Annotated in this window: 23 protein-coding genes; 20 read left to right on the forward strand and 3 right to left on the reverse strand. The window is 40.9% G+C overall.

Going from position 1 to position 18,274, the window contains the following annotated elements; translation table 11 throughout:
* Positions 1-16: 16 nt before the first annotated feature.
* Positions 17-169, reverse strand: coding sequence for a hypothetical protein (locus ACTWQL_RS00315; protein ID WP_443140462.1), 153 nt, complete (start codon positions 167-169; stop codon positions 17-19).
* A 518-nt stretch (positions 170-687) separates the two neighbouring features.
* A complete protein-coding gene (locus tag ACTWQL_RS00320) occupies positions 688-822 on the reverse strand; it encodes a YpzI family protein (protein WP_261129146.1) in 135 nt (44 codons plus the stop codon).
* Between the two features lie 133 nt (positions 823-955).
* On the opposite strand from ACTWQL_RS00320, the gene ACTWQL_RS00325 reads away from it, so the two are divergent.
* The 5 genes from ACTWQL_RS00325 (at position 956) to ACTWQL_RS00345 (ending at position 5,059) form a co-directional block, all read left to right on the forward strand.
* On the forward strand, positions 956-1,564 hold the full coding sequence (locus tag ACTWQL_RS00325; protein ID WP_443140463.1) for a YphA family membrane protein: 609 nt from the start codon (positions 956-958) through the stop codon (positions 1,562-1,564).
* A gap of 180 nt (positions 1,565-1,744) precedes the next feature.
* Positions 1,745-3,058, forward strand: coding sequence for a ribosome biogenesis GTPase Der (gene der / locus ACTWQL_RS00330; protein WP_443140464.1), 1,314 nt, complete (start codon positions 1,745-1,747; stop codon positions 3,056-3,058).
* 9 nt (positions 3,059-3,067) lie between these two features.
* Positions 3,068-3,682 (forward strand): glycerol-3-phosphate 1-O-acyltransferase PlsY, encoded by a 615-nt coding sequence (gene plsY / locus ACTWQL_RS00335; protein ID WP_443140465.1) that lies wholly within the window; start codon positions 3,068-3,070, stop codon positions 3,680-3,682.
* Positions 3,682-4,731 (forward strand): NAD(P)H-dependent glycerol-3-phosphate dehydrogenase, encoded by a 1,050-nt coding sequence (locus ACTWQL_RS00340; protein ID WP_443141430.1) that lies wholly within the window; start codon positions 3,682-3,684, stop codon positions 4,729-4,731. Before plsY ends, ACTWQL_RS00340 begins: the two co-directional genes overlap by 1 nt.
* A gap of 73 nt (positions 4,732-4,804) precedes the next feature.
* Complete coding sequence (locus ACTWQL_RS00345; RefSeq protein ID WP_261129142.1) at positions 4,805-5,059, forward strand: stage VI sporulation protein F; 255 nt, start codon at positions 4,805-4,807, stop codon at positions 5,057-5,059.
* 168 nt (positions 5,060-5,227) lie between these two features.
* Here ACTWQL_RS00345 and ACTWQL_RS00350 read toward each other — a convergent pair whose 3' ends face one another.
* Positions 5,228-5,374 (reverse strand): hypothetical protein, encoded by a 147-nt coding sequence (locus ACTWQL_RS00350; protein ID WP_443140466.1) that lies wholly within the window; start codon positions 5,372-5,374, stop codon positions 5,228-5,230.
* Between the two features lie 311 nt (positions 5,375-5,685).
* Between ACTWQL_RS00350 and ACTWQL_RS00355 the strand changes: the two genes are divergently transcribed.
* The 15 genes from ACTWQL_RS00355 (at position 5,686) to ACTWQL_RS00425 (ending at position 18,129) form a co-directional block, all read left to right on the forward strand.
* Positions 5,686-5,898, forward strand: a complete 213-nt coding sequence (locus ACTWQL_RS00355; RefSeq protein WP_443140467.1) for a DUF2768 domain-containing protein — start codon at positions 5,686-5,688, stop codon at positions 5,896-5,898.
* Positions 5,899-5,956: 58 nt separating this feature from the next.
* Positions 5,957-6,658, forward strand: a complete 702-nt coding sequence (locus tag ACTWQL_RS00360; RefSeq protein ID WP_443141431.1) for a hypothetical protein — start codon at positions 5,957-5,959, stop codon at positions 6,656-6,658.
* Between the two features lie 290 nt (positions 6,659-6,948).
* Complete coding sequence (gene spoIVA / locus ACTWQL_RS00365) at positions 6,949-8,427, forward strand: stage IV sporulation protein A (protein WP_443140468.1); 1,479 nt, start codon at positions 6,949-6,951, stop codon at positions 8,425-8,427.
* Between the two features lie 678 nt (positions 8,428-9,105).
* Positions 9,106-9,378, forward strand: a complete 273-nt coding sequence (locus ACTWQL_RS00370) for an HU family DNA-binding protein (protein WP_221565211.1) — start codon at positions 9,106-9,108, stop codon at positions 9,376-9,378.
* A 113-nt stretch (positions 9,379-9,491) separates the two neighbouring features.
* Positions 9,492-10,049 (forward strand): GTP cyclohydrolase I FolE, encoded by a 558-nt coding sequence (gene folE, locus ACTWQL_RS00375; RefSeq protein ID WP_443140469.1) that lies wholly within the window; start codon positions 9,492-9,494, stop codon positions 10,047-10,049.
* Positions 10,050-10,065: 16 nt separating this feature from the next.
* On the forward strand, positions 10,066-10,290 hold the full coding sequence (gene mtrB, locus ACTWQL_RS00380; RefSeq protein ID WP_226549510.1) for a trp RNA-binding attenuation protein MtrB: 225 nt from the start codon (positions 10,066-10,068) through the stop codon (positions 10,288-10,290).
* Positions 10,291-10,625: 335 nt separating this feature from the next.
* Entirely contained in the window at positions 10,626-11,363 is a 738-nt protein-coding gene (locus tag ACTWQL_RS00385) for a heptaprenyl diphosphate synthase component 1 (RefSeq protein ID WP_443140470.1), read from the forward strand.
* Positions 11,347-12,099, forward strand: a complete 753-nt coding sequence (gene menG / locus ACTWQL_RS00390; RefSeq protein WP_443140471.1) for a demethylmenaquinone methyltransferase — start codon at positions 11,347-11,349, stop codon at positions 12,097-12,099. Before ACTWQL_RS00385 ends, menG begins: the two co-directional genes overlap by 17 nt.
* Before the next feature lie 9 nt (positions 12,100-12,108).
* Positions 12,109-13,077: a heptaprenyl diphosphate synthase component II gene (gene hepT, locus ACTWQL_RS00395; RefSeq protein ID WP_443140472.1), complete on the forward strand. Its 969-nt coding sequence runs from the start codon at positions 12,109-12,111 to the stop codon at positions 13,075-13,077.
* An 87-nt stretch (positions 13,078-13,164) separates the two neighbouring features.
* Positions 13,165-13,608, forward strand: a complete 444-nt coding sequence (ndk, locus tag ACTWQL_RS00400; RefSeq protein WP_443140473.1) for a nucleoside-diphosphate kinase — start codon at positions 13,165-13,167, stop codon at positions 13,606-13,608.
* Positions 13,609-13,868: 260 nt separating this feature from the next.
* Positions 13,869-14,009, forward strand: coding sequence for a hypothetical protein (locus ACTWQL_RS00405; RefSeq protein ID WP_443140474.1), 141 nt, complete (start codon positions 13,869-13,871; stop codon positions 14,007-14,009).
* Positions 14,010-14,388: 379 nt separating this feature from the next.
* Positions 14,389-15,162, forward strand: coding sequence for a CheR family methyltransferase (locus ACTWQL_RS00410; protein WP_443140475.1), 774 nt, complete (start codon positions 14,389-14,391; stop codon positions 15,160-15,162).
* 93 nt (positions 15,163-15,255) lie between these two features.
* Positions 15,256-16,353, forward strand: coding sequence for a 3-dehydroquinate synthase (gene aroB, locus ACTWQL_RS00415; RefSeq protein WP_443140476.1), 1,098 nt, complete (start codon positions 15,256-15,258; stop codon positions 16,351-16,353).
* A gap of 66 nt (positions 16,354-16,419) precedes the next feature.
* A complete protein-coding gene (gene hisC / locus ACTWQL_RS00420) occupies positions 16,420-17,523 on the forward strand; it encodes a histidinol-phosphate transaminase (protein WP_443140477.1) in 1,104 nt (367 codons plus the stop codon).
* A 456-nt stretch (positions 17,524-17,979) separates the two neighbouring features.
* Positions 17,980-18,129: a hypothetical protein gene (locus ACTWQL_RS00425; RefSeq protein WP_443140478.1), complete on the forward strand. Its 150-nt coding sequence runs from the start codon at positions 17,980-17,982 to the stop codon at positions 18,127-18,129.
* The last annotated feature ends 145 nt before the right edge of the window (positions 18,130-18,274 follow it).

The following is an 18,274-nucleotide window of genomic DNA, read 5'->3' on the forward strand; positions in this document are numbered from 1 at the left end:
TATTGAAGAAAGTATTTTATGCTTTCTTTGTCAAAGGCTCTTTTCTAAAAAATTGTTGCTTTTGAGTCATTTTTAAAAACTCACCTTGTGCAAGTTGATTGTAGAGCAAGGTGCGAGACTCCTGCGGGATCAGCGTGCCTACTACCTGAATAATCTCCTCGCAAGGCATGCGACGAGGAAGCTCTCTTCGACAGGACTTTCTTGTAGACACAGGAGCACAAATGCTTCCTTGAAAAGGAGACTCCTGAGGTCGCAAGGCGACGAGTGGGCTCACCGCTCGCCCCGCGGAAAGCGAGCATCCTGGAGCGGAAATCAACGACTTTTAAAGAAAACTTGGCGAGACCAAGCCTTTTGTAGGTCGAGCCTTAGCTGCCCTTATACTGAAGAAAGTATTTTATCTTTCTTTAAGTGCAAGAGCAACAAAGTTTGCGAAAACAGCCTTAAGAAAAACTCCCGGTATAGGAGTTTTTTTATCTTTAGTGTGATCATCTTGCAACTTTTGTAAAGTCATTCAAATATTTAGAGGACACCAAAGACTTTATTTACTGTAAATCCATCGAAATCAACCGTATATTACCCAAATAGCGGAACAGATGTCCTCTAATTTTTCAAAACTTGCCAATTTGTCACAAATAACGGAACAGATGTCCTCTAATTTTCAAACACCTCGTATGCCTTATTCAATCATTATCTCCTGTTATCTTCCCTTGCTTCTTCTGGTGTATCTAGTCTTGCTGCTCCATCATGGTGCAGTGCCTGATCGCGATCCGATTCAACACGTTTGGATTGCTTCAACTTTCTCTCTTGTCGATCTTTACCCACTTGTATCACTCCTTTAGTGATAGTTTTGCGGGAATTGCTTTATCCTATTCACAAAGAGCAAGGGTTTAGAAACACCAGCTTTTTTCCATACTTTGAATAGATATGAATTGAATTTCAGGTGGGGGATCTCTGTATGGAAGGCACATTATTTTACTGGTTCGCTTGGATTGGCTGGACGATTAGCACATTTTTTCTCGCAAAAACGAAACAAAGGGTCGTATTATCGGCATTGCTTTTAACCTTGATTTATTGCTCAGCTATTACGCTCGACCTTGACGGACATCTTATCAATATATCACTAGTTATCATTATCCTGATAAGCTATGCATACATGGGAATGCAAAAGTTCCGGGACCTTTGGTATTCCATTTTCATGAGTTTTCTCATTTCTTTATCTTATGTAGGAATGCACTTCATCGTTGTTTATGACCCAGTATGGATTTTCATTGATTTGAATTTTTTCATCGCTATTCCACTATCACTGTTCGTCTTGATCATGGCAAAAAACTTTCATGTCAGGTTGCCAGTGCTTTTATCAGGATATGCTCATGGTGAAATCGCCTATATTATACTATTCAAGGATTTCGCGCCGGATTATGTGATCGGTTCTTTCTTATTCCTCGATATTATCAGTCTGTCGTGCATGATTGTGTATCTATGGTCGATGTATGAATTATTTGCGACTACGTTGAGAATCAAAATTGACAAGCCTGTCAAGCACGTGAAACAAAATATTCAATAAGGCTATTTATATTTCTTCTTGTTGTGGCTCTATCGGTTTTTTGCTAAAATAAATGAGTTCTGATTTTGTCGAAAAGCTAAAATTCAAAGCGTTCATTTGTATATATACCACGCGTACATACAAAACCGGAATATACGTGCAGCTGCAAAACTGCTGCACCTCAGAAAAGGAAGTGATTATATGCGAAAACCGGTCGTAGCTGTTGTAGGTAGACCTAATGTAGGAAAGTCTACGATATTCAACCGTATTATTGGAGACCGTTTAGCTATCGTTGAAGATAAACCTGGAGTGACACGAGATCGTATTTACAGCTCTGCAGAATGGTTAAATACTGAGTTCAACCTCATTGATACCGGGGGAATCGATCTTGGTGATGAGCCGTTATTGAAACAAATGAGACAGCAAGCGGAAATTGCAATTGATGAAGCAGATGTCATCATTTTCATGGTTAATGGTCGTGAAGGGATAACCGCTGCTGACGAAGAAGTGGCACAAATATTATTCCGCTCAAAAAAGCCTGTCGTCCTAGCGGTAAACAAAATCGATAACCCAGAACGCATGAGTGAAGTGTATGAATTCTACTCACTTGGTTTCGGTGAACCAGTACCGATCTCGGGTGCTCATGGTCTTGGTTTAGGGGATATGCTTGATGAAGTCATCAAACATTTTCCGAAAGATGAAATTGATGATTATGATGAATCTACTATCAAATTTTCATTGATCGGCCGCCCCAATGTGGGGAAATCATCTTTAGTCAATGCAATTGTTGGGAAGGAACGTGCAATTGTCAGTGATATTGCGGGAACGACAAGGGACGCAATCGATGCAAAGTTCACACGTGATGGTCAAGAATATGTGATCATCGATACTGCCGGAATGCGAAAAAAAGGAAAAGTATATGAGTCCACCGAAAAGTATAGTGTATTAAGGGCTTTAAAAGCAATCGACCGTTCAGATGTCGTACTCGTCGTTTTGAATGCAGAAGAAGGAATCATCGAACAAGACAAGAAAATTGCTGGGTACGCCCATGAAGCTGGACGTGCAGTCGTGATCGTCGTCAATAAATGGGATGCCATTGAAAAAGATGATAAGACACTGCGGGAATTCGAACAAAAAATCAGAGATCACTTCTTGTTCCTTGATTATGCACCGATTGTATTCGTGTCTGCGCAGACGAAACAACGTCTTCATACGCTCATGCCGATGATCAATACCGTTGCAGAAAACCATGCAATGCGCGTAAAGACGAACGTCTTGAACGATGTTGTGATGGATGCGGTGATGATGAATCCGACTCCTACAGACAAAGGAAGACGTCTTAAAATCAATTATGTGACCCAGGTTGCGACAAAACCGCCTACCTTCGTTTTGTTTGTCAATGATCCGGAACTGCTTCATTTTTCCTATAAACGATTCATAGATAATCGTATTCGTGAAGCATTTGGATTCAAAGGAACTCCAATTCGTATCATTGCTCGTAGAAAAAATGAATAGGAGGAACGTATGGAATTCGTCAACATTATCGTAGTCAGTATTATTGGATATTTGATAGGCTCGATCAGTTTCAGTTATCTAATTGCAAAGAAAATCAAGAAAATCGACATTCGTACCCAGGGGAGCGGGAATGCTGGTGCTACCAATACATTGCGATTATTAGGTTGGGGTCCAGCCATTACTGTTCTGCTTCTGGATGCTTCAAAAGGAATCGTCGCAGTTTTATTAAGTTACCTTGTCGGTGTCGAAGGATGGATTGCCTTTATTGCTGGTTTATTTGCCATCATTGGGCATAATTGGCCGATCTACTATGGTTTCAAGGGCGGTAAAGGTGTCGCGACGACAATTGGTGTCTTTGCGATACTTGTATTCGTCCCAGCATTAATTTCTGGAATTGTTGCTATACTAACGATTGCCATCACTAGATATGTTTCATTAGGTTCACTTATTTTCATGTTTTTAACACCTGTCCTTACCTTGATATTCGGGGACTATGATACGAACTATATAATATTGGCGACCATAATCGGATTATTGTCGTTATGGCGTCATAGACAAAATATCCAACGTCTCGTAAAAGGAACAGAAAGTAAACTTGGACAAAAGAAGGAAGTGACCAGTTGATGAAGAAAGTTGCTGTTATTGGAGCGGGGAGCTGGGGGACAGCCCTTGCGTTGGTACTTGCTGATAATGATCATGATGTTCGGATTTGGGCGCGTAGATCTGAACAAGTGGAAGAAATCAATGAAAAGCATACGAACAGCAAATACCTGCCGGACATAAAGCTCCCTGAAAATTTAGTAGCGACAAACGATCTAGAGGATGCTGTAAAGGATACCGAAACAGTACTGCTTGTTACACCGACGAGTGCAATCCGGGAAGTTCTCGGTCAATTGAAGGAAATCTTCACGAAACCAGTTACACTTGTTCATGCTAGTAAAGGAATTGAACCTGATACATTATTCAGAGTGTCTGAAGTGATCGAAGACGAAATTCCAGAAACGCTCAGAAAATCGGTTGTCGTTCTTTCTGGCCCAAGTCACGCTGAAGAGGTCAGCTTGAGACAACCGACCACAGTCACCGTCTCTTCAAAGGATCAGGAAGCTGCGGAAGAAGTTCAAGATTTGTTCATCAATCCTAATTTCCGTGTCTATACAAATCCAGATATCGTAGGTGTCGAACTAGGTGGTTCGCTGAAGAACATCATTGCACTGGGGGCTGGCCTTTCCGATGGTCTCGGATATGGAGATAATGCCAAAGCTGCTTTGTTGACGAGAGGATTAGCGGAAATTGCCAGACTTGGTACATTCATGGGTGCAAAGCCTTTGACGTTTGCTGGGCTTTCTGGCATCGGAGATCTTGTCGTTACATGTACCAGTGTACACAGTCGTAACTGGCGGGCAGGAAATCTGCTTGGGAAAGGCAATTCGCTTGAGGAAGTTCTTGAAAATATGGGAATGGTCGTCGAGGGTGTCAGAACGACGAAAGCGGCTTATCAGCTTGCGCAAAAGGAAGGCGTTGAAATGCCGATTACAAATGAGCTGTACCAGGTCTTGTTCGATTCCAAGACACCTAAGGAAGCGGTGGATTCCTTGATGAGACGAAGCCGTACCCATGAAGTCGAGGATCTCAGCTCATTGATTTCAGAACGATATACACTCGATGAAAATTAAATCCTGAATAGAACTCACGAAGTCTTTCATCTCGCATAGGATATTATGAATGTTACGTGTGAGGAGGACTTCGATGGACAGAAATTTCATGGATGACATTGAGAAAAAGACAGGTGTAAAAAAAGAAGATATTTTCAAATTAGCAGATTCTGTACAAAGTGCTAATTTACGTGATGAGAAAACAATCAGACAATTGATTTCACAAGTTTCTCGTATGGCTGGTGTCCCAGTTTCTAAGGAAAAAGAAGATCAGATTGTGAAAGCGATCATTAATAATAATATCCCTCTGGACATGACCTCGATCGCGAAAATGTTCAACAAAAAATAATTGTTTAGAAAATTAGGCGATTGAGCGATACAGTATCCATAAATCTTGCATAAACTAGCATGGAATGGACAGTTTGAGCTGCAGTGGGAAATAGTTATTTAGTCATTGCTGAAGAAAGGGGCGCCCTTTTCTTCAGCTTTTAATTTGTATTTTAATTATGGCTCTTTTCTAAAAGATTGTTGCTTTTGAGTCATTTTTAAAACTCACCTTGTGCAGTTGATTGGAGAGCAAGGTGCGAGACTCCTCGAAAATGAAAATCGCATTTTCTTCGTGCGATGTAACGCTGCCGAAGCTTTCCTTGTCCTGCGGGCTCACCGCACGCCCCTCGGAAAGCGAGCATCCTGGAGCGGAAATCAACGACTTTTAAAGAAAACTTGGCGAGACCATGCCTTTTGTAGGTCGAGCCTTAGTTGCCCTTATACTGAAGAAAGTATTTTATACTTTCTTTAAGTGCAAGATCAACAAACGTTCAAGAAAAGCTGGGAAATGTACATATAACTGTTCACTTTAGCTTTTGCGAAGTTCTTCCCCATTTTTGATGGCAATCCTTTGTATGTTCATCAGATTTACATTTGGACAAAGATGAGATTGTGCTATAATTATACCGGTATCAAGGAGGTATGGAAATGTCTGATGGTTTATTGAAAATGTGGATTGCACTTGGCGCGATTGGTTTGATGTTTTTCGCCGTCATTTCAATAACATGGAGTCGTACGAAACTAAATGGAATACTCAAATTCATCGTCACGTTATTCGCGTATGTATGCATGGTCACTGCTGGTATTCTGATCTTGCTGGTAGTCTTCAGCGGTCCAGTACCCGGTATGATCATAAACTAATCTTGGACAAGCTTACATACCACAGCACAGTGAAATAGGTGATACAATGAAACTTTTAATCCGATTGATGTCTGTGATCCTGGTGTTTACTCTCCTTACTGGGTGTCTTTATCCTGAAGAGAGGCTGGGGCAAAATCGTGTTCCTTATGAAGATCAATTGAACAATGTTCAAAATGCGGTCATCGAATACCGTAAAGATAATGGCGTCTTGCCCATCGTAAACCGTGATCAAGGTACGCCTATATATGTTAAATATCCTATTGATTTTGGGAAACTAGTTCCTCGTTACATCCAAGAACCTCCAGGCAATTCTTATGAAAATGGAGGAGTCTATCAATATGTCCTTTTTGATGTTGAAAAGGATCCTAAGGTCAAACTTGTAGACCTTGAAACAGTGGAACAAGTGAAAGATTATAAAACGAAGTTGAGACTGTATATCCAAAAGCATAAATATCCCCCTTATGATAAAGTTCTCGCAAACGAAAGATATACTTTGAAACATAAAGAATTAGGCTATAAAGAACAACCGACAGTCAAAAGTCCATTTACAGGAAATCACCTTCCATTGATCGTCGATAATAAGAATAATGTCTATATTGACTATTCGATGGATCTCTATCAGGCTCTTGAAAAGAAAGAGCATAACTATAAGAAGGGTGATGACATCAGAGATATCCTTGTTGAAGATTCTCCATTCGTACCTGCTTTTTCAGTTCCTTATACTGTTGAAGATGATGAACCTGTTTTTTTATTAAAATAGGTATGTTCCCTCCTCTCTACCAATAAAGTGTAGAAAGGGAGGGATTTTTTTGCGCGTCAAAAATATCAAATGGTTCAACAGGAAGTATCATCGAGAATGGTGAGAGCAGTTGATAGCGAATATGTATTCCTGCATGTTCTTCCTATAGGACTTTGTAAGAGATAAATTTTGATCTTTTGCAATGATATTTTTGAAAATAATGCAGAATCAGTCATATTCATTGGACAACATCATAGACATATATTGTCTATAACTACCCAAACACTACTCTGGAATGGGGAGGGGAACTAATGGAAAAAGTAGATATCTTCAAAGATATCGCAGAACGGACTGGCGGCGATATTTATTTGGGTGTAGTGGGGGCTGTTCGAACCGGTAAATCGACTTTCATCAAAAAGTTCATGGAACTCGTCGTCCTGCCGAACATTGAGAGCGAATCAGATAAAGCACGTGCACAGGATGAACTGCCTCAAAGTGCAGCAGGTAAAACGATCATGACGACAGAGCCGAAATTCGTCCCGAACAATGCAGTGAAAATTGAAGTGGATGAAGGCTTGGAAGTGAACATACGACTAGTTGATAGCGTTGGTTATGCAGTTCCTAGCGCAAAAGGATACGAGGACGAAAATGGCCCTAGAATGATCCATACACCGTGGTATGAAGAGCCGATACCGTTTCATGAAGCAGCAGAGATCGGGACGAGGAAAGTCATCCAGGAACACTCGACACTCGGTGTGGTTGTAACGACGGACGGTTCCATCGGTGAGATTCCACGCTACGATTATGTTGAATCCGAGCACCGAATCGTTGAAGAGCTGAAAGAAGTCGGAAAGCCATTCATCATGGTTATCAATTCGGTTCATCCACATCACCCTGAGACGGAAAAGTTAAGAAGGCAATTAGCTGAAGAACATGATATTCCAGTACTTTCATTAAGTGTCGAGAGTATGACCGAACATGATATAAACAACGTATTAAGAGAAGTCCTTTACGAATTCCCGGTACTTGAGGTCAATGTCAACCTTCCTAGCTGGGTTATGGTGTTGAACAACGAGCACTGGTTAAGACACAGCTATGAAGAGTCTGTGCGCGAAACAGTGAAAGATATCAAACGATTACGTGATGTCGATCGGGTTGTCGGTAATTTCACTGATTTTGAATTCATTGATGAAGCACGACTCGCAGGTATCGAGATGGGGCAAGGGATTGCCGAAATCGATCTATATGCTCCAGATGACTTGTACGATCAAATCTTGAAAGACGTCGTAGGGGTCGAAATCAGAGGTAAGGATCACCTCCTCCAACTGATGCAGGAATTCGCCCACGCGAAGTCTGAATACGATCAAATCTCAGATGCCCTCCGTATGGTGAAACAGACAGGGTATGGCATTGCAGCACCGGCATTGTCTGATATGAGTTTAGATGAACCCGAAATCATCCGCCAGGGCTCCAGGTTCGGTGTCCGATTGAAAGCAGTCGCACCATCGATTCATATGATCAAAGTCGATGTAGAATCAGAATTCGCACCGATCATCGGAACAGAAAAACAAAGTGAAGAACTGGTTCGGTACTTGATGCAAGATTTTGAAGATGATCCATTATCAATCTGGAACTCAGATATATTCGGTCGATCACTTAACTCGATCGTAAGGGAAGGTATTCAGGCTAAAATCTCGTTGATGCCAGAGAACGCCAGATACAAATTGAAAGAAACCTTAGAAAGAATCATTAACGAAGGTTCAGGCGGTCTGATTGCGATCATCCTATAATAAAAAAGACTCCATTAAGAGGAGTCTTTTTTATTTGCTCTGGGAAAAACGAGCAGGCAAGTCCTTGGAGGGAGGAGGATAACGGACACCAGAGCCGCTATATGTTGATATAACAGTTGCTTTTTATGAATTTACATTAAATTATGTCCCTGGTGTCCGCTATTCTTCAAAATCGGTTGATATTGAACAAATAAGGTCTCCTGTGTCCGCTAAAGTCGAAAAATACTTGCTCGAATTCAAATTGATCGTGTGTGTGACAAGTCGGGTCGCTTCCGCTTTTCGTTGCCCGTGGAAAGGGAGTGAATCGTAGAAATCAACAATAAAAACTAACATGCAATCTGTAAAAGTGGATGGGATCGACAGAAAACGATCCGTTTCAAAGAAAATCTTTGTACAACTACCAGATGAAATGTTATGATTTTATAACACGTTGATATGGAGCGGCGTCAGCCCTTTTTTGTCACCTTTTTACGAAAATGACCACATGATCATGTGAAAATGTTTGAAAATTACAGACATTTATACAAATATCTAGAAAAAATATTGAATTCCTAAACATTTTCGTTTAATATAAGGCATGTCAACGTATTCACGCTGTTAGTTCTTTGAATAATTGGTTATAATGACTAAAAATCGATTAATGAAAAATCAATAACCATTTGAGAGGAGGTGAGTCGTGTGAACAAGACAGATCTTATCAATTCAGTATCTGAGCAAACCCAACTTTCTAAGAAAGACGTTTCTAAAACAGTTGATGCTGTATTTGGAGCGATTGAAGAATCACTAAAGGGTGGGGACAAGGTTCAACTCATCGGTTTCGGTAACTTCGAAGTACGTGAGCGTGCTGCACGTAAAGGCCGTAACCCGCAAACAGGAGATGAAATTGAAATCCCTGCTAGCAAGGTACCTGCATTCAAACCAGGTAAAGCCCTTAAAGACGCTGTAAAGTAATCGTACATAGGGCGTGAAAGGAGAGTCGATTCCATCGGCTCTTCTTTTTTGCTTATTAAGAGGCGATTATGCTATTATCTGTTTGATACTGTATTGAATGAAGGAGATTAGAAATGGATCACGGAAAAATAGAAACTGCTGTTAAGATGATACTTGAAGCGATAGGTGAAGACCCTGAACGTGAGGGGCTATTAGATACACCTAAACGGGTTGCAAGAATGTATGAAGAAGTTTTTCAGGGATTGAATCAAGATCCTGCGGAACATTTCAAAACGGTTTTTGGTGAAGACCATGAGGAATTGGTATTGGTGAAGGATATCCCGTTTTACTCGATGTGTGAACATCATCTCGTACCTTTCTTTGGTAAAGCGCATGTCGCCTATATTCCGAAGGGTGGAAAAGTGACCGGGCTCAGTAAATTGGCGAGAGCAGTCGAAGCGGTAACAAGACGTCCACAGCTTCAAGAAAGAATCACCTCTACGATTGCAGATTCTTTATTGAATTCACTTCACCCATATGGAGTGATGGTCGTCATTGAAGCGGAGCATATGTGCATGACAATGCGGGGCGTAAAGAAGCCAGGTTCGCAAACGATTACTTCCGCAGTGCGAGGAATTTTCGAAAAAGACCAAGCTGCCCGTGCTGAAGTGATGGGCTTGATCAAGTCATAAACGAGGAGGAAGTATTATGGCCACATCAGAAAACGAATTTTTCGTGATCAAGGCAAAGGAGAACGGTGTTAACGTAATCGGTTTGACGAGAGGTTCGGATACACGTTTCCACCATTCAGAAAAGCTCGATAAGAATGAAGTGATGATTGCACAATTCACTGAGCATACTTCAGCCGTAAAAGTAAGAGGGAAAGCTGTCATTCAGACAAGACATGGCGAGATGCATACTGATCAAGACTGATTATCGGCTGTTAACGATAGGGTTGAGTGTCAGTGTTCAGTTGTTCAGAACACCGACACTCAGTCAGCCATTGGTAAAACATATTTCAGTGCCCCTTAACCATCACATCTTAAAAGACGACCGCATGATACGAGGGGTTTTATGATATAATAAGCAGTACCAAGTTGGTTGATTTCATACATACTGTAAATACAAGACGATTTCTTGAATCCGTTTTGTTCTTCATAGATTCATGAAATGGTGGGGGCAAAAAATCAATGAATAACAACGACATAGGTCGGAAGATTTCGGATCTGCTACTACAAATTAACCAAAAATTACAACATCCTTATCTTATGCGTTTCATCGAGCAACCTGTCATAGATGAGGACAAGCTTCTCCTTACATATATCATGCTCAAGGAAAAAGAGTTGAGTGATGTAGAACTGGAGTACTATGCCGTTTCCTCCATGCTTGTCCAGGTCGCATTGGATACGCACGAGAAGATTTCCTCACATGAGTTGACGGAGGATCACGATAGGAAAAACCGGCAATTGACGGTTTTAGCAGGGGATTACTATAGTAGTCTGTACTATTATCTATTATCTGAAATAAAAGATTTGACGATGATCCGGACCCTTGCTCAAGCGATTCAAGAAATCAATGAAAATAAAATGCAATACTATAAAAACGAGAATCAATCTATCGAAAATTCAATGGAAAACATCCATCGGATCGAATCCTCACTATTGTTGAAAACTGCAGATCACTTCCACCTTCCATTATGGAAAGGCATAGCTGACGAATTTACGTTCATGAAACGGATGCTAGTGGAAAGAAAGAGGATACAGAACAACACCTATACTCCATTAGTCGCGAAAATCATGAATCAATTGAACCGATCAAAAGGCGGCTGGCTATCTTTGAAGAATCAAATCCTCGAAGTGGTTGATGCTTATATCCTTCATTCGAAGATTCGTTTGGAAAAATTATGGGCTGAAGAACCTGTCATGAGTTCAATGTTAGAAAAACGGATCGAACAATACATCAAGCAATCAGGTTTCAGGATGAAGAAATATGCAGAAGAAGGGTGATCATGTGCAGCAAGAAACGAAAGAACAGCGTGTGCACCAAGTGTTTGAATCCATTTCGAATCATTACGACAAAATGAACTCGATCATCAGTTTCCAGCGACATGTCGCATGGCGTCGGGATACCATGCGACGTATGGATGTTCAAAAGGGTTCAACTACATTGGACGTCTGCTGTGGAACAGGTGATTGGACGATTGCCATGGCGAAGGTGATCGGTCCGGAAGGAAAAGCTTACGGACTGGATTTCAGTAAAAATATGTTGTCTGTAGGTGAAGAGAAGGTAAAGGATGAAGGTTTAGCAAATATTCAGCTGCAACACGGGAATGCCATGGAACTGCCTTACGATGATAACGGATTCGACTATGTGACCATCGGTTTCGGGTTGAGGAATGTACCTGATCTCAAACAGGTGTTGAAGGAAATGCAGCGCGTCGTCAAACCTGGCGGCAAAGTTGTTTGCCTTGAGACTTCACAACCGACTATACCAGTTTTCCGACAGCTCTATTATGGCTATTTCCGTTATCTCATGCCAGCATTGGGGCGTATTTTTGCAAAAAGCTATCAAGAATATTCTTGGCTGCAAGAATCAGCTAAAGACTTTCCAGGGAGAAAGGAATTAGCTGCACTCTTCGAAGAGGCTGGTTTCGAAAACGTGGAAGTCATTCCATATTCAGGTGGCGTAGCAGCAACCCATATTGGTTATAAACCCGTTGATCCACAAGAACGTCAGGGCTAAGGTGAAGTTATGAAATTAACAACAATCTATTCTCATTTGCGTAACGATCTCTCAACAATTGAAAATGACCTGGAGAAGACCATTGAAGCACAACATTCGATTCTTCAAGATGCATCGATTCAATTATTGAAAGCAGGGGGAAAAAGGATCCGCCCTGTTTTTGTGTTGTTGTCTGCGCAGTTTGGTAAATACGATGTGGATCGAGTCAAAAAAGCGGCTGTTGCGTTAGAACTCATCCATATGGCTTCGCTTGTGCACGATGATGTCATTGATGATGCATCATTACGACGTGGAAAATCCACCATCAAAGCTCAATATGATAACCGTGTAGCGATGTATACAGGTGACTATATCTTTGCTAGGTCTCTAGAGTATATTACTTACTTGAATAACCTGGAGGCTCATAGGGTTTTATCTGGAGCAATCATGGAAATGTGCCTGGGAGAGATTGAACAAATCAAGGAACAGTATGACCTTAATCAGAATTTGCGTGATTATTTCAGAAGGATCAAACGTAAGACAGCTTTATTGATCTCTGTCAGCTGTGAATTAGGGGCTCTTGCAGGAGATACCGATCCTCATGTCCAGAGACAACTTAAGCAGTTCGGTTATTATGTCGGGATGGCCTTCCAGATTACGGATGACATCTTGGATTTCACTTCTACTGAAAAACAACTTGGTAAACCTGCAGGAGGTGACCTGCAACAAGGAAACATAACGTTGCCTGTATTTTTTGCAATGAAGGATCCTGCTTTCAAAGAGAGACTGGAAAGCGTATTTAAAAATCAACCAATATCACAAAGTGTGATGGAAGGATTGATTAGAGAAATTAACGATATGGGGGCAATTGCAGAATCGAAGGAAATTTCCGATCGTTACTTAAAAAAAGCCTTCCGTGCTCTAGAAGAGCTTCCAGATAACCGTGCCAAGCGGTCTTTGAAACAAATCGCTGAATATATCGGCCGCAGAAACTATTAAAAGTTGTGAAAACGCTTAAAATTTGATAAAATCATTTCGGACAACCAAGGAAGTCCGAAATCATACATAAGTAAGGGGTAAATGATAATGGAAAAAACATTTTTGATGGTAAAGCCTGACGGCGTTCAACGTAATCTTATCGGAGAAATCGTAAGCCGATTCGAGAAAAAGGGATTTAAATTGGCTGGTGCTAAGCTGATGCAGATTTCTGATGAATTAGCTCAGAATCACTACGGTGAGCATAAAGAGCGTCCTTTTTTCGGTGAGCTTGTAGATTTCATTACTTCTGGACCAGTTTTTGCAATGGTTTGGGAAGGTGAAAATGTAATTGCAACAGCTCGTAATATGATGGGGAAAACAAATCCATCTGATGCGGCTCCTGGAACAATCCGCGGTGATTATGCTGTCCAAGTGGGTCAGAATATCATTCACGGATCTGACTCTCCTGAAAGTGCCGAAAGAGAAATCAACTTGTTCTTCAATGAAGAAGAATTGGTGAACTACAACAAGTCAATTGCAAAGTGGGTATAAGCAACACTGTGAACCAGCCGAATCCAATCGGCTGGTTTTTACTTAGGCTTCGTTTAAAGTAAGTGCTGTTTTCGCAAACTTTGTTGCTTTTGCACTTAAAGAAAGTATAAAATACTTTCTTCAGTATAAGGGCAACTAAGGCTCGACCTACAAAAGGCTTGGTCTCGCCAAGTTTTCTTTAAAAGTCGTTGATTTCCGCTTCAGTATGCTCGCTTTCCGCGGGGCGTGCTGTGAGCCCACTCGTCGCTTTGCGACATTGATTGGTCTCACCTGTCCGGCTGATCCCGCAGGACAAGGAAAGCTTCGGCAGCGTTACATCGCACGAAGAAAATGCGATTTTCATTTTCGAGGAGTCTCGCACCTTGCTCTCCTCCAATCAACTTGCACAAGGTGGTTTATAACAAAAATGACCCCGAAGCAACAATCTTTAAGAAAAGAGCCAAAGTAAACAACGAGGAAAGTTGACCATTCTGAACTTTTAGAGGACACCAGAGACGCTATTTCCCCCAAAATGCCATGTTTGAAACAAATAGAGGACACCAAAGACCTTATTAGCTTGATTATGATAAAAAAGCACTTCCTAAACCCCAGATAACGGAACAGATGTCCTCTAATTTTCCGGAATACCACTTTTTGTAGCCGATAACGGAACAGTTGTCCTCTATTTTAAGTACTCTCCATTTCTATTTCCTCAAATTTCTTTTTATCTCATTCTTTCATAAATAATCAGCTTTTTAACCGATATATATAGTAGAAAACACAAATGAGGAGAAGAAAAAAATGGATCAGGATTATTCACAGTTTTCAACACAAATCAAGCAGGTGACTGGAATTGATTTAACCCTTTATAAAGAGGCGCAAATGAAACGCCGCCTTATCGCTCTAAGGGAAAAGAAGGGTTATGACACATTCTCTGATTTTTATGATGCAATGACAAGGAATAACATTCTGCTCAAGGAATTCCTTGAGAGGATGACAATCAACGTTTCGGAGTTTTTCAGAAATCCATCAAGATGGGAAGTGCTTCAAAAAGAATGGATCCCTGTGTTACTAAATGGGAAAGATTCCTTGAATGTTTGGAGTGCAGCATGTTCTACTGGAGAAGAACCCTATACTCTTGCTATGATATTAAGAGAGAGCATTTCTTCTGAGAAATTTTCTATCCTCGCTACCGATATTGATGAATTAGCGATCAAGCGTGCAAAACTTGGTTATTATCTCGAAAAAAGCTTGAAGGATGTACCTGAAAAAATGAAGAAGGAATATTTCGAAAAAGATGGAATTGGTTTTAAGGTAAGTGATGTACTGAAAGAAAATATTCATTACGAAAAACATAACATGCTTGCCGATCCATTCAAGTCGAATTTCGACCTTATCGTTTGTCGAAATGTCATGATTTATTTTACTGAGGATGCAAAAAAGCAGCTCTACGAAAAGTTCAGTAAAGCTTTACGTCCTGGAGGTATTTTGTTTGTTGGAAGCACCGAACAGATATTCAATCCGAATCAATATGGACTTGAATCCGTTGCAACATTTTTTTATAGGAAAAAGTGAATGATGGATGAATTTACGAAAAGGATCGATTCTGTAGGGGTGGCTAAAAAACGGAATACTTGGATTATTTGATTCAGTCAGAGGAGTTTTAAATTGGAAACCATTGAAGTAAGAACAGATAACGAACAATACCCTGTTTTTATCGGAAAAGGGATGATTTCAAATTTAAATACGATTATCAAGGAAACTGTCCCTGAGTGCAGCAGCATTTTGATCATTTCTGATAGTAATGTTGCACCGCTTTATCTCAAACTAGTCAAGAAGGAACTCGATGGCCATCAGGTGAATGAATGGATCATCCCTGCAGGAGAATCAAGTAAATCTTTGAGAGAATATGAAAAAGGCCTTACCTATGCCCTGCGGTGTCAATTGGATCGTAAATCTCTGATCATAGCTCTTGGAGGTGGAGTTGTCGGCGACCTTGCTGGTTTCATAGCCGCCACATATCTTCGTGGCATCAGGTTCATCCAAATCCCAACAACTCTTTTAGCTCATGACAGCAGTGTAGGAGGAAAGGTTGGGATCAATCATTCGCTAGGTAAAAATCTGATCGGGGCATTCCATCAACCCGAAGCGGTCCTGTTCGACATCGATTTCCTTAAAACATTGCCTGTCAGGGAATGGCGATCCGGATTTGCTGAGATTATAAAGATGGGACTTATTAGAGATGCAGAATTCTATGAATATCTATCTTCTAAAGTTGAGTCTCTACCTGTAAAAGAAGACATACTGGAAAAAGTCATCAAGCGTGCCATAGAACTGAAGGCAGAAATCGTAAGTTTGGACGAGCGTGAAGCTGGAATCCGGGCATATCTGAATCTCGGGCACACACTTGGGCATGCTATCGAAGCTGAAAGCAGGTATCAAAGCATTTCTCATGGAGAAGCAGTAATGATTGGGATGCTTTATGCAATCAAATTGAGTGAAGAACGATTGGAGCGTTCGATCGTGTCCGGAAAATTTTATGACTGGATCAGCCAATTAGGATACGCGAATTGGCATCCTACCTTGAACCGACCGGGGTTATTGCTCGAGAGAATAAAGCAAGACAAGAAGAATAGTAGACAACAAATTTGGATGGTCTTACTGGAGGAATGTGGTGAAGCGACTCTCGAAAAAGTGGAGGATCAAGTTATACTTGAACAATTGGATTCTTTCAAGTCTTGGGTTAAATCAATCGGTACGAGTTGATCAGATAAGGAACAAGAAAATAATTGAAGCTATCTACTTAATATGATTTGGAACAGGGGTGTTTGTATGAAAGCGAAACAGCAGATATTATCTTTGAAAGCCTATCAGCCAGGCAAACCTATTGAAGAGGTCAAAAGGGAACTCGGATTGACATCAGTGACGAAACTCGCATCGAATGAAAATCCGTTTGGCTGTGCACCAGCAGTAAAAGATGCCGTAATGGATGAGTTGAATAGTGTATCGATCTATCCGGATGGATATGCAGCAGAAATAAGATTCAAGCTAGCCGACTATTTGAATGTAAAACCGCAACAAATTCTTTTCGGGAATGGTTCAGATGAAGTGGTCGAGATGTTTTGCCGTACATATTTATCGCCTGAATCAAACACCGTCATGGCGTCACCAACATTTCCGCAATACAAACATAATTCGGTGATTGAAGGCGCTGAGATTATAGAGATACCTCTAACGAAGGATGGAAAGCACGATCTTGATAAAATGTATGAGGCGATCGATAGGAATACGAAAATCGTCTGGATTTGCAGTCCAAATAATCCAACAGGGACATATGTCACGGAAAAAGAACTCGTATCATTCCTGGAAAAGGTACCGCCTGATGTCATTGTAGCTTGTGATGAAGCTTATCAGGAATATGTTGTCGCGGACGACTATCCAGATACCTTGACGCTTCAACGTGATTATCCTAATTTGATCGTATTTCGTACTTTTTCCAAAGCATTTGGATTGGCTTCTTTACGTATCGGATATGGTGTTGCCCATGAGAATCTGATTAAAGTTGTTGATCCGGTCCGTGAACCCTTCAATACTTCCCGCGTTGCACAAAGAGCAGCAATCACGGCACTGGATAATTTGGATTTCATTGAGATGTGTCGTGAGCGGAACCGTGAAGGAATGAAAATGTATGAGGATTTTTGTAATAAATATGATTTGGACTATTTCCCATCACAAGGGAACTTCATTCTGATCGACTTCAAAACGAAACAGGGTGATGAAGTTTTCAATTATCTGTTGAGAAACGGTTATATCGTCCGTTCAGGAAATGCTTTAGGATTTCCAACAAGTGTACGTATTACGGTGGGAAGTACTGAGCAGAACGAAGGGATTATACAATGTCTATCCAATTGGACGGACGGTGATTCGAACGGTTGATTTTATCAGAAAAGGTACAATAATATAAATTTTCAAAAAATATATTGATTTTTCAGTATAGCTTGTTATAATAATTGTAGTATGGTTTCTCTCCACTCCTATCCATATAAAAATGGACTATTGATCCAGTTACCTTGCAGGACTCCTGCATGTTAACTGGTCTTTTTTTATTTATTATAGGCTGTTTTCGCAAACTTTGTTGCTCTTGCACTTAAAGAAAGTATAAAATACTTTCTTCAGTATAAGGGCAACTAAGGCTCGACCTACAAAAGGCTTGGTCTCACCAAGTTTTCTTTAAAAGTCGTTGATTTCCGCTCCAGGATGCTCGCTTTCCGCGGGGCGTGCGGTGAGCCCACTCGTCGCCTTGCGACCTCAGGAGTCTCCTTTTCAAGGAAGCATTTGTGCTCCTGCGTCTACAAGAAAGTCCTGTCGAAGCGAGCTTCCTCGTCGCATGCCTTGCGAGGAGATTATTCAGGTAGTAGGCACGCTGATCCCGCAGGCAAGGAAAGCTTCGGCAGCGTTACATCGCACGAAGAAAATGCGATTTTCATTTTCGAGGAGTCTCGCACCTTGCTCTCCAATCAACTGCACAAGGTGAGTTTTTAAAAATGACTCAAAACTCAAAAGCAACTATCTTTTAGAAAAGAGCCTTATTATTAAACTGTCATACGGATAGCTTTGAAGCAAAAAAGTTCTGAAATCTGGCCTCTCCTCATAGCCTGTCTATAACACCGTGTTCTATTTTGAGGAG

The organism is Pseudalkalibacillus sp. R45 (genome assembly GCF_052246725.1).
In the GTDB taxonomy this organism is placed as follows: Bacteria; Bacillota; Bacilli; order Bacillales; family Fictibacillaceae; genus Pseudalkalibacillus.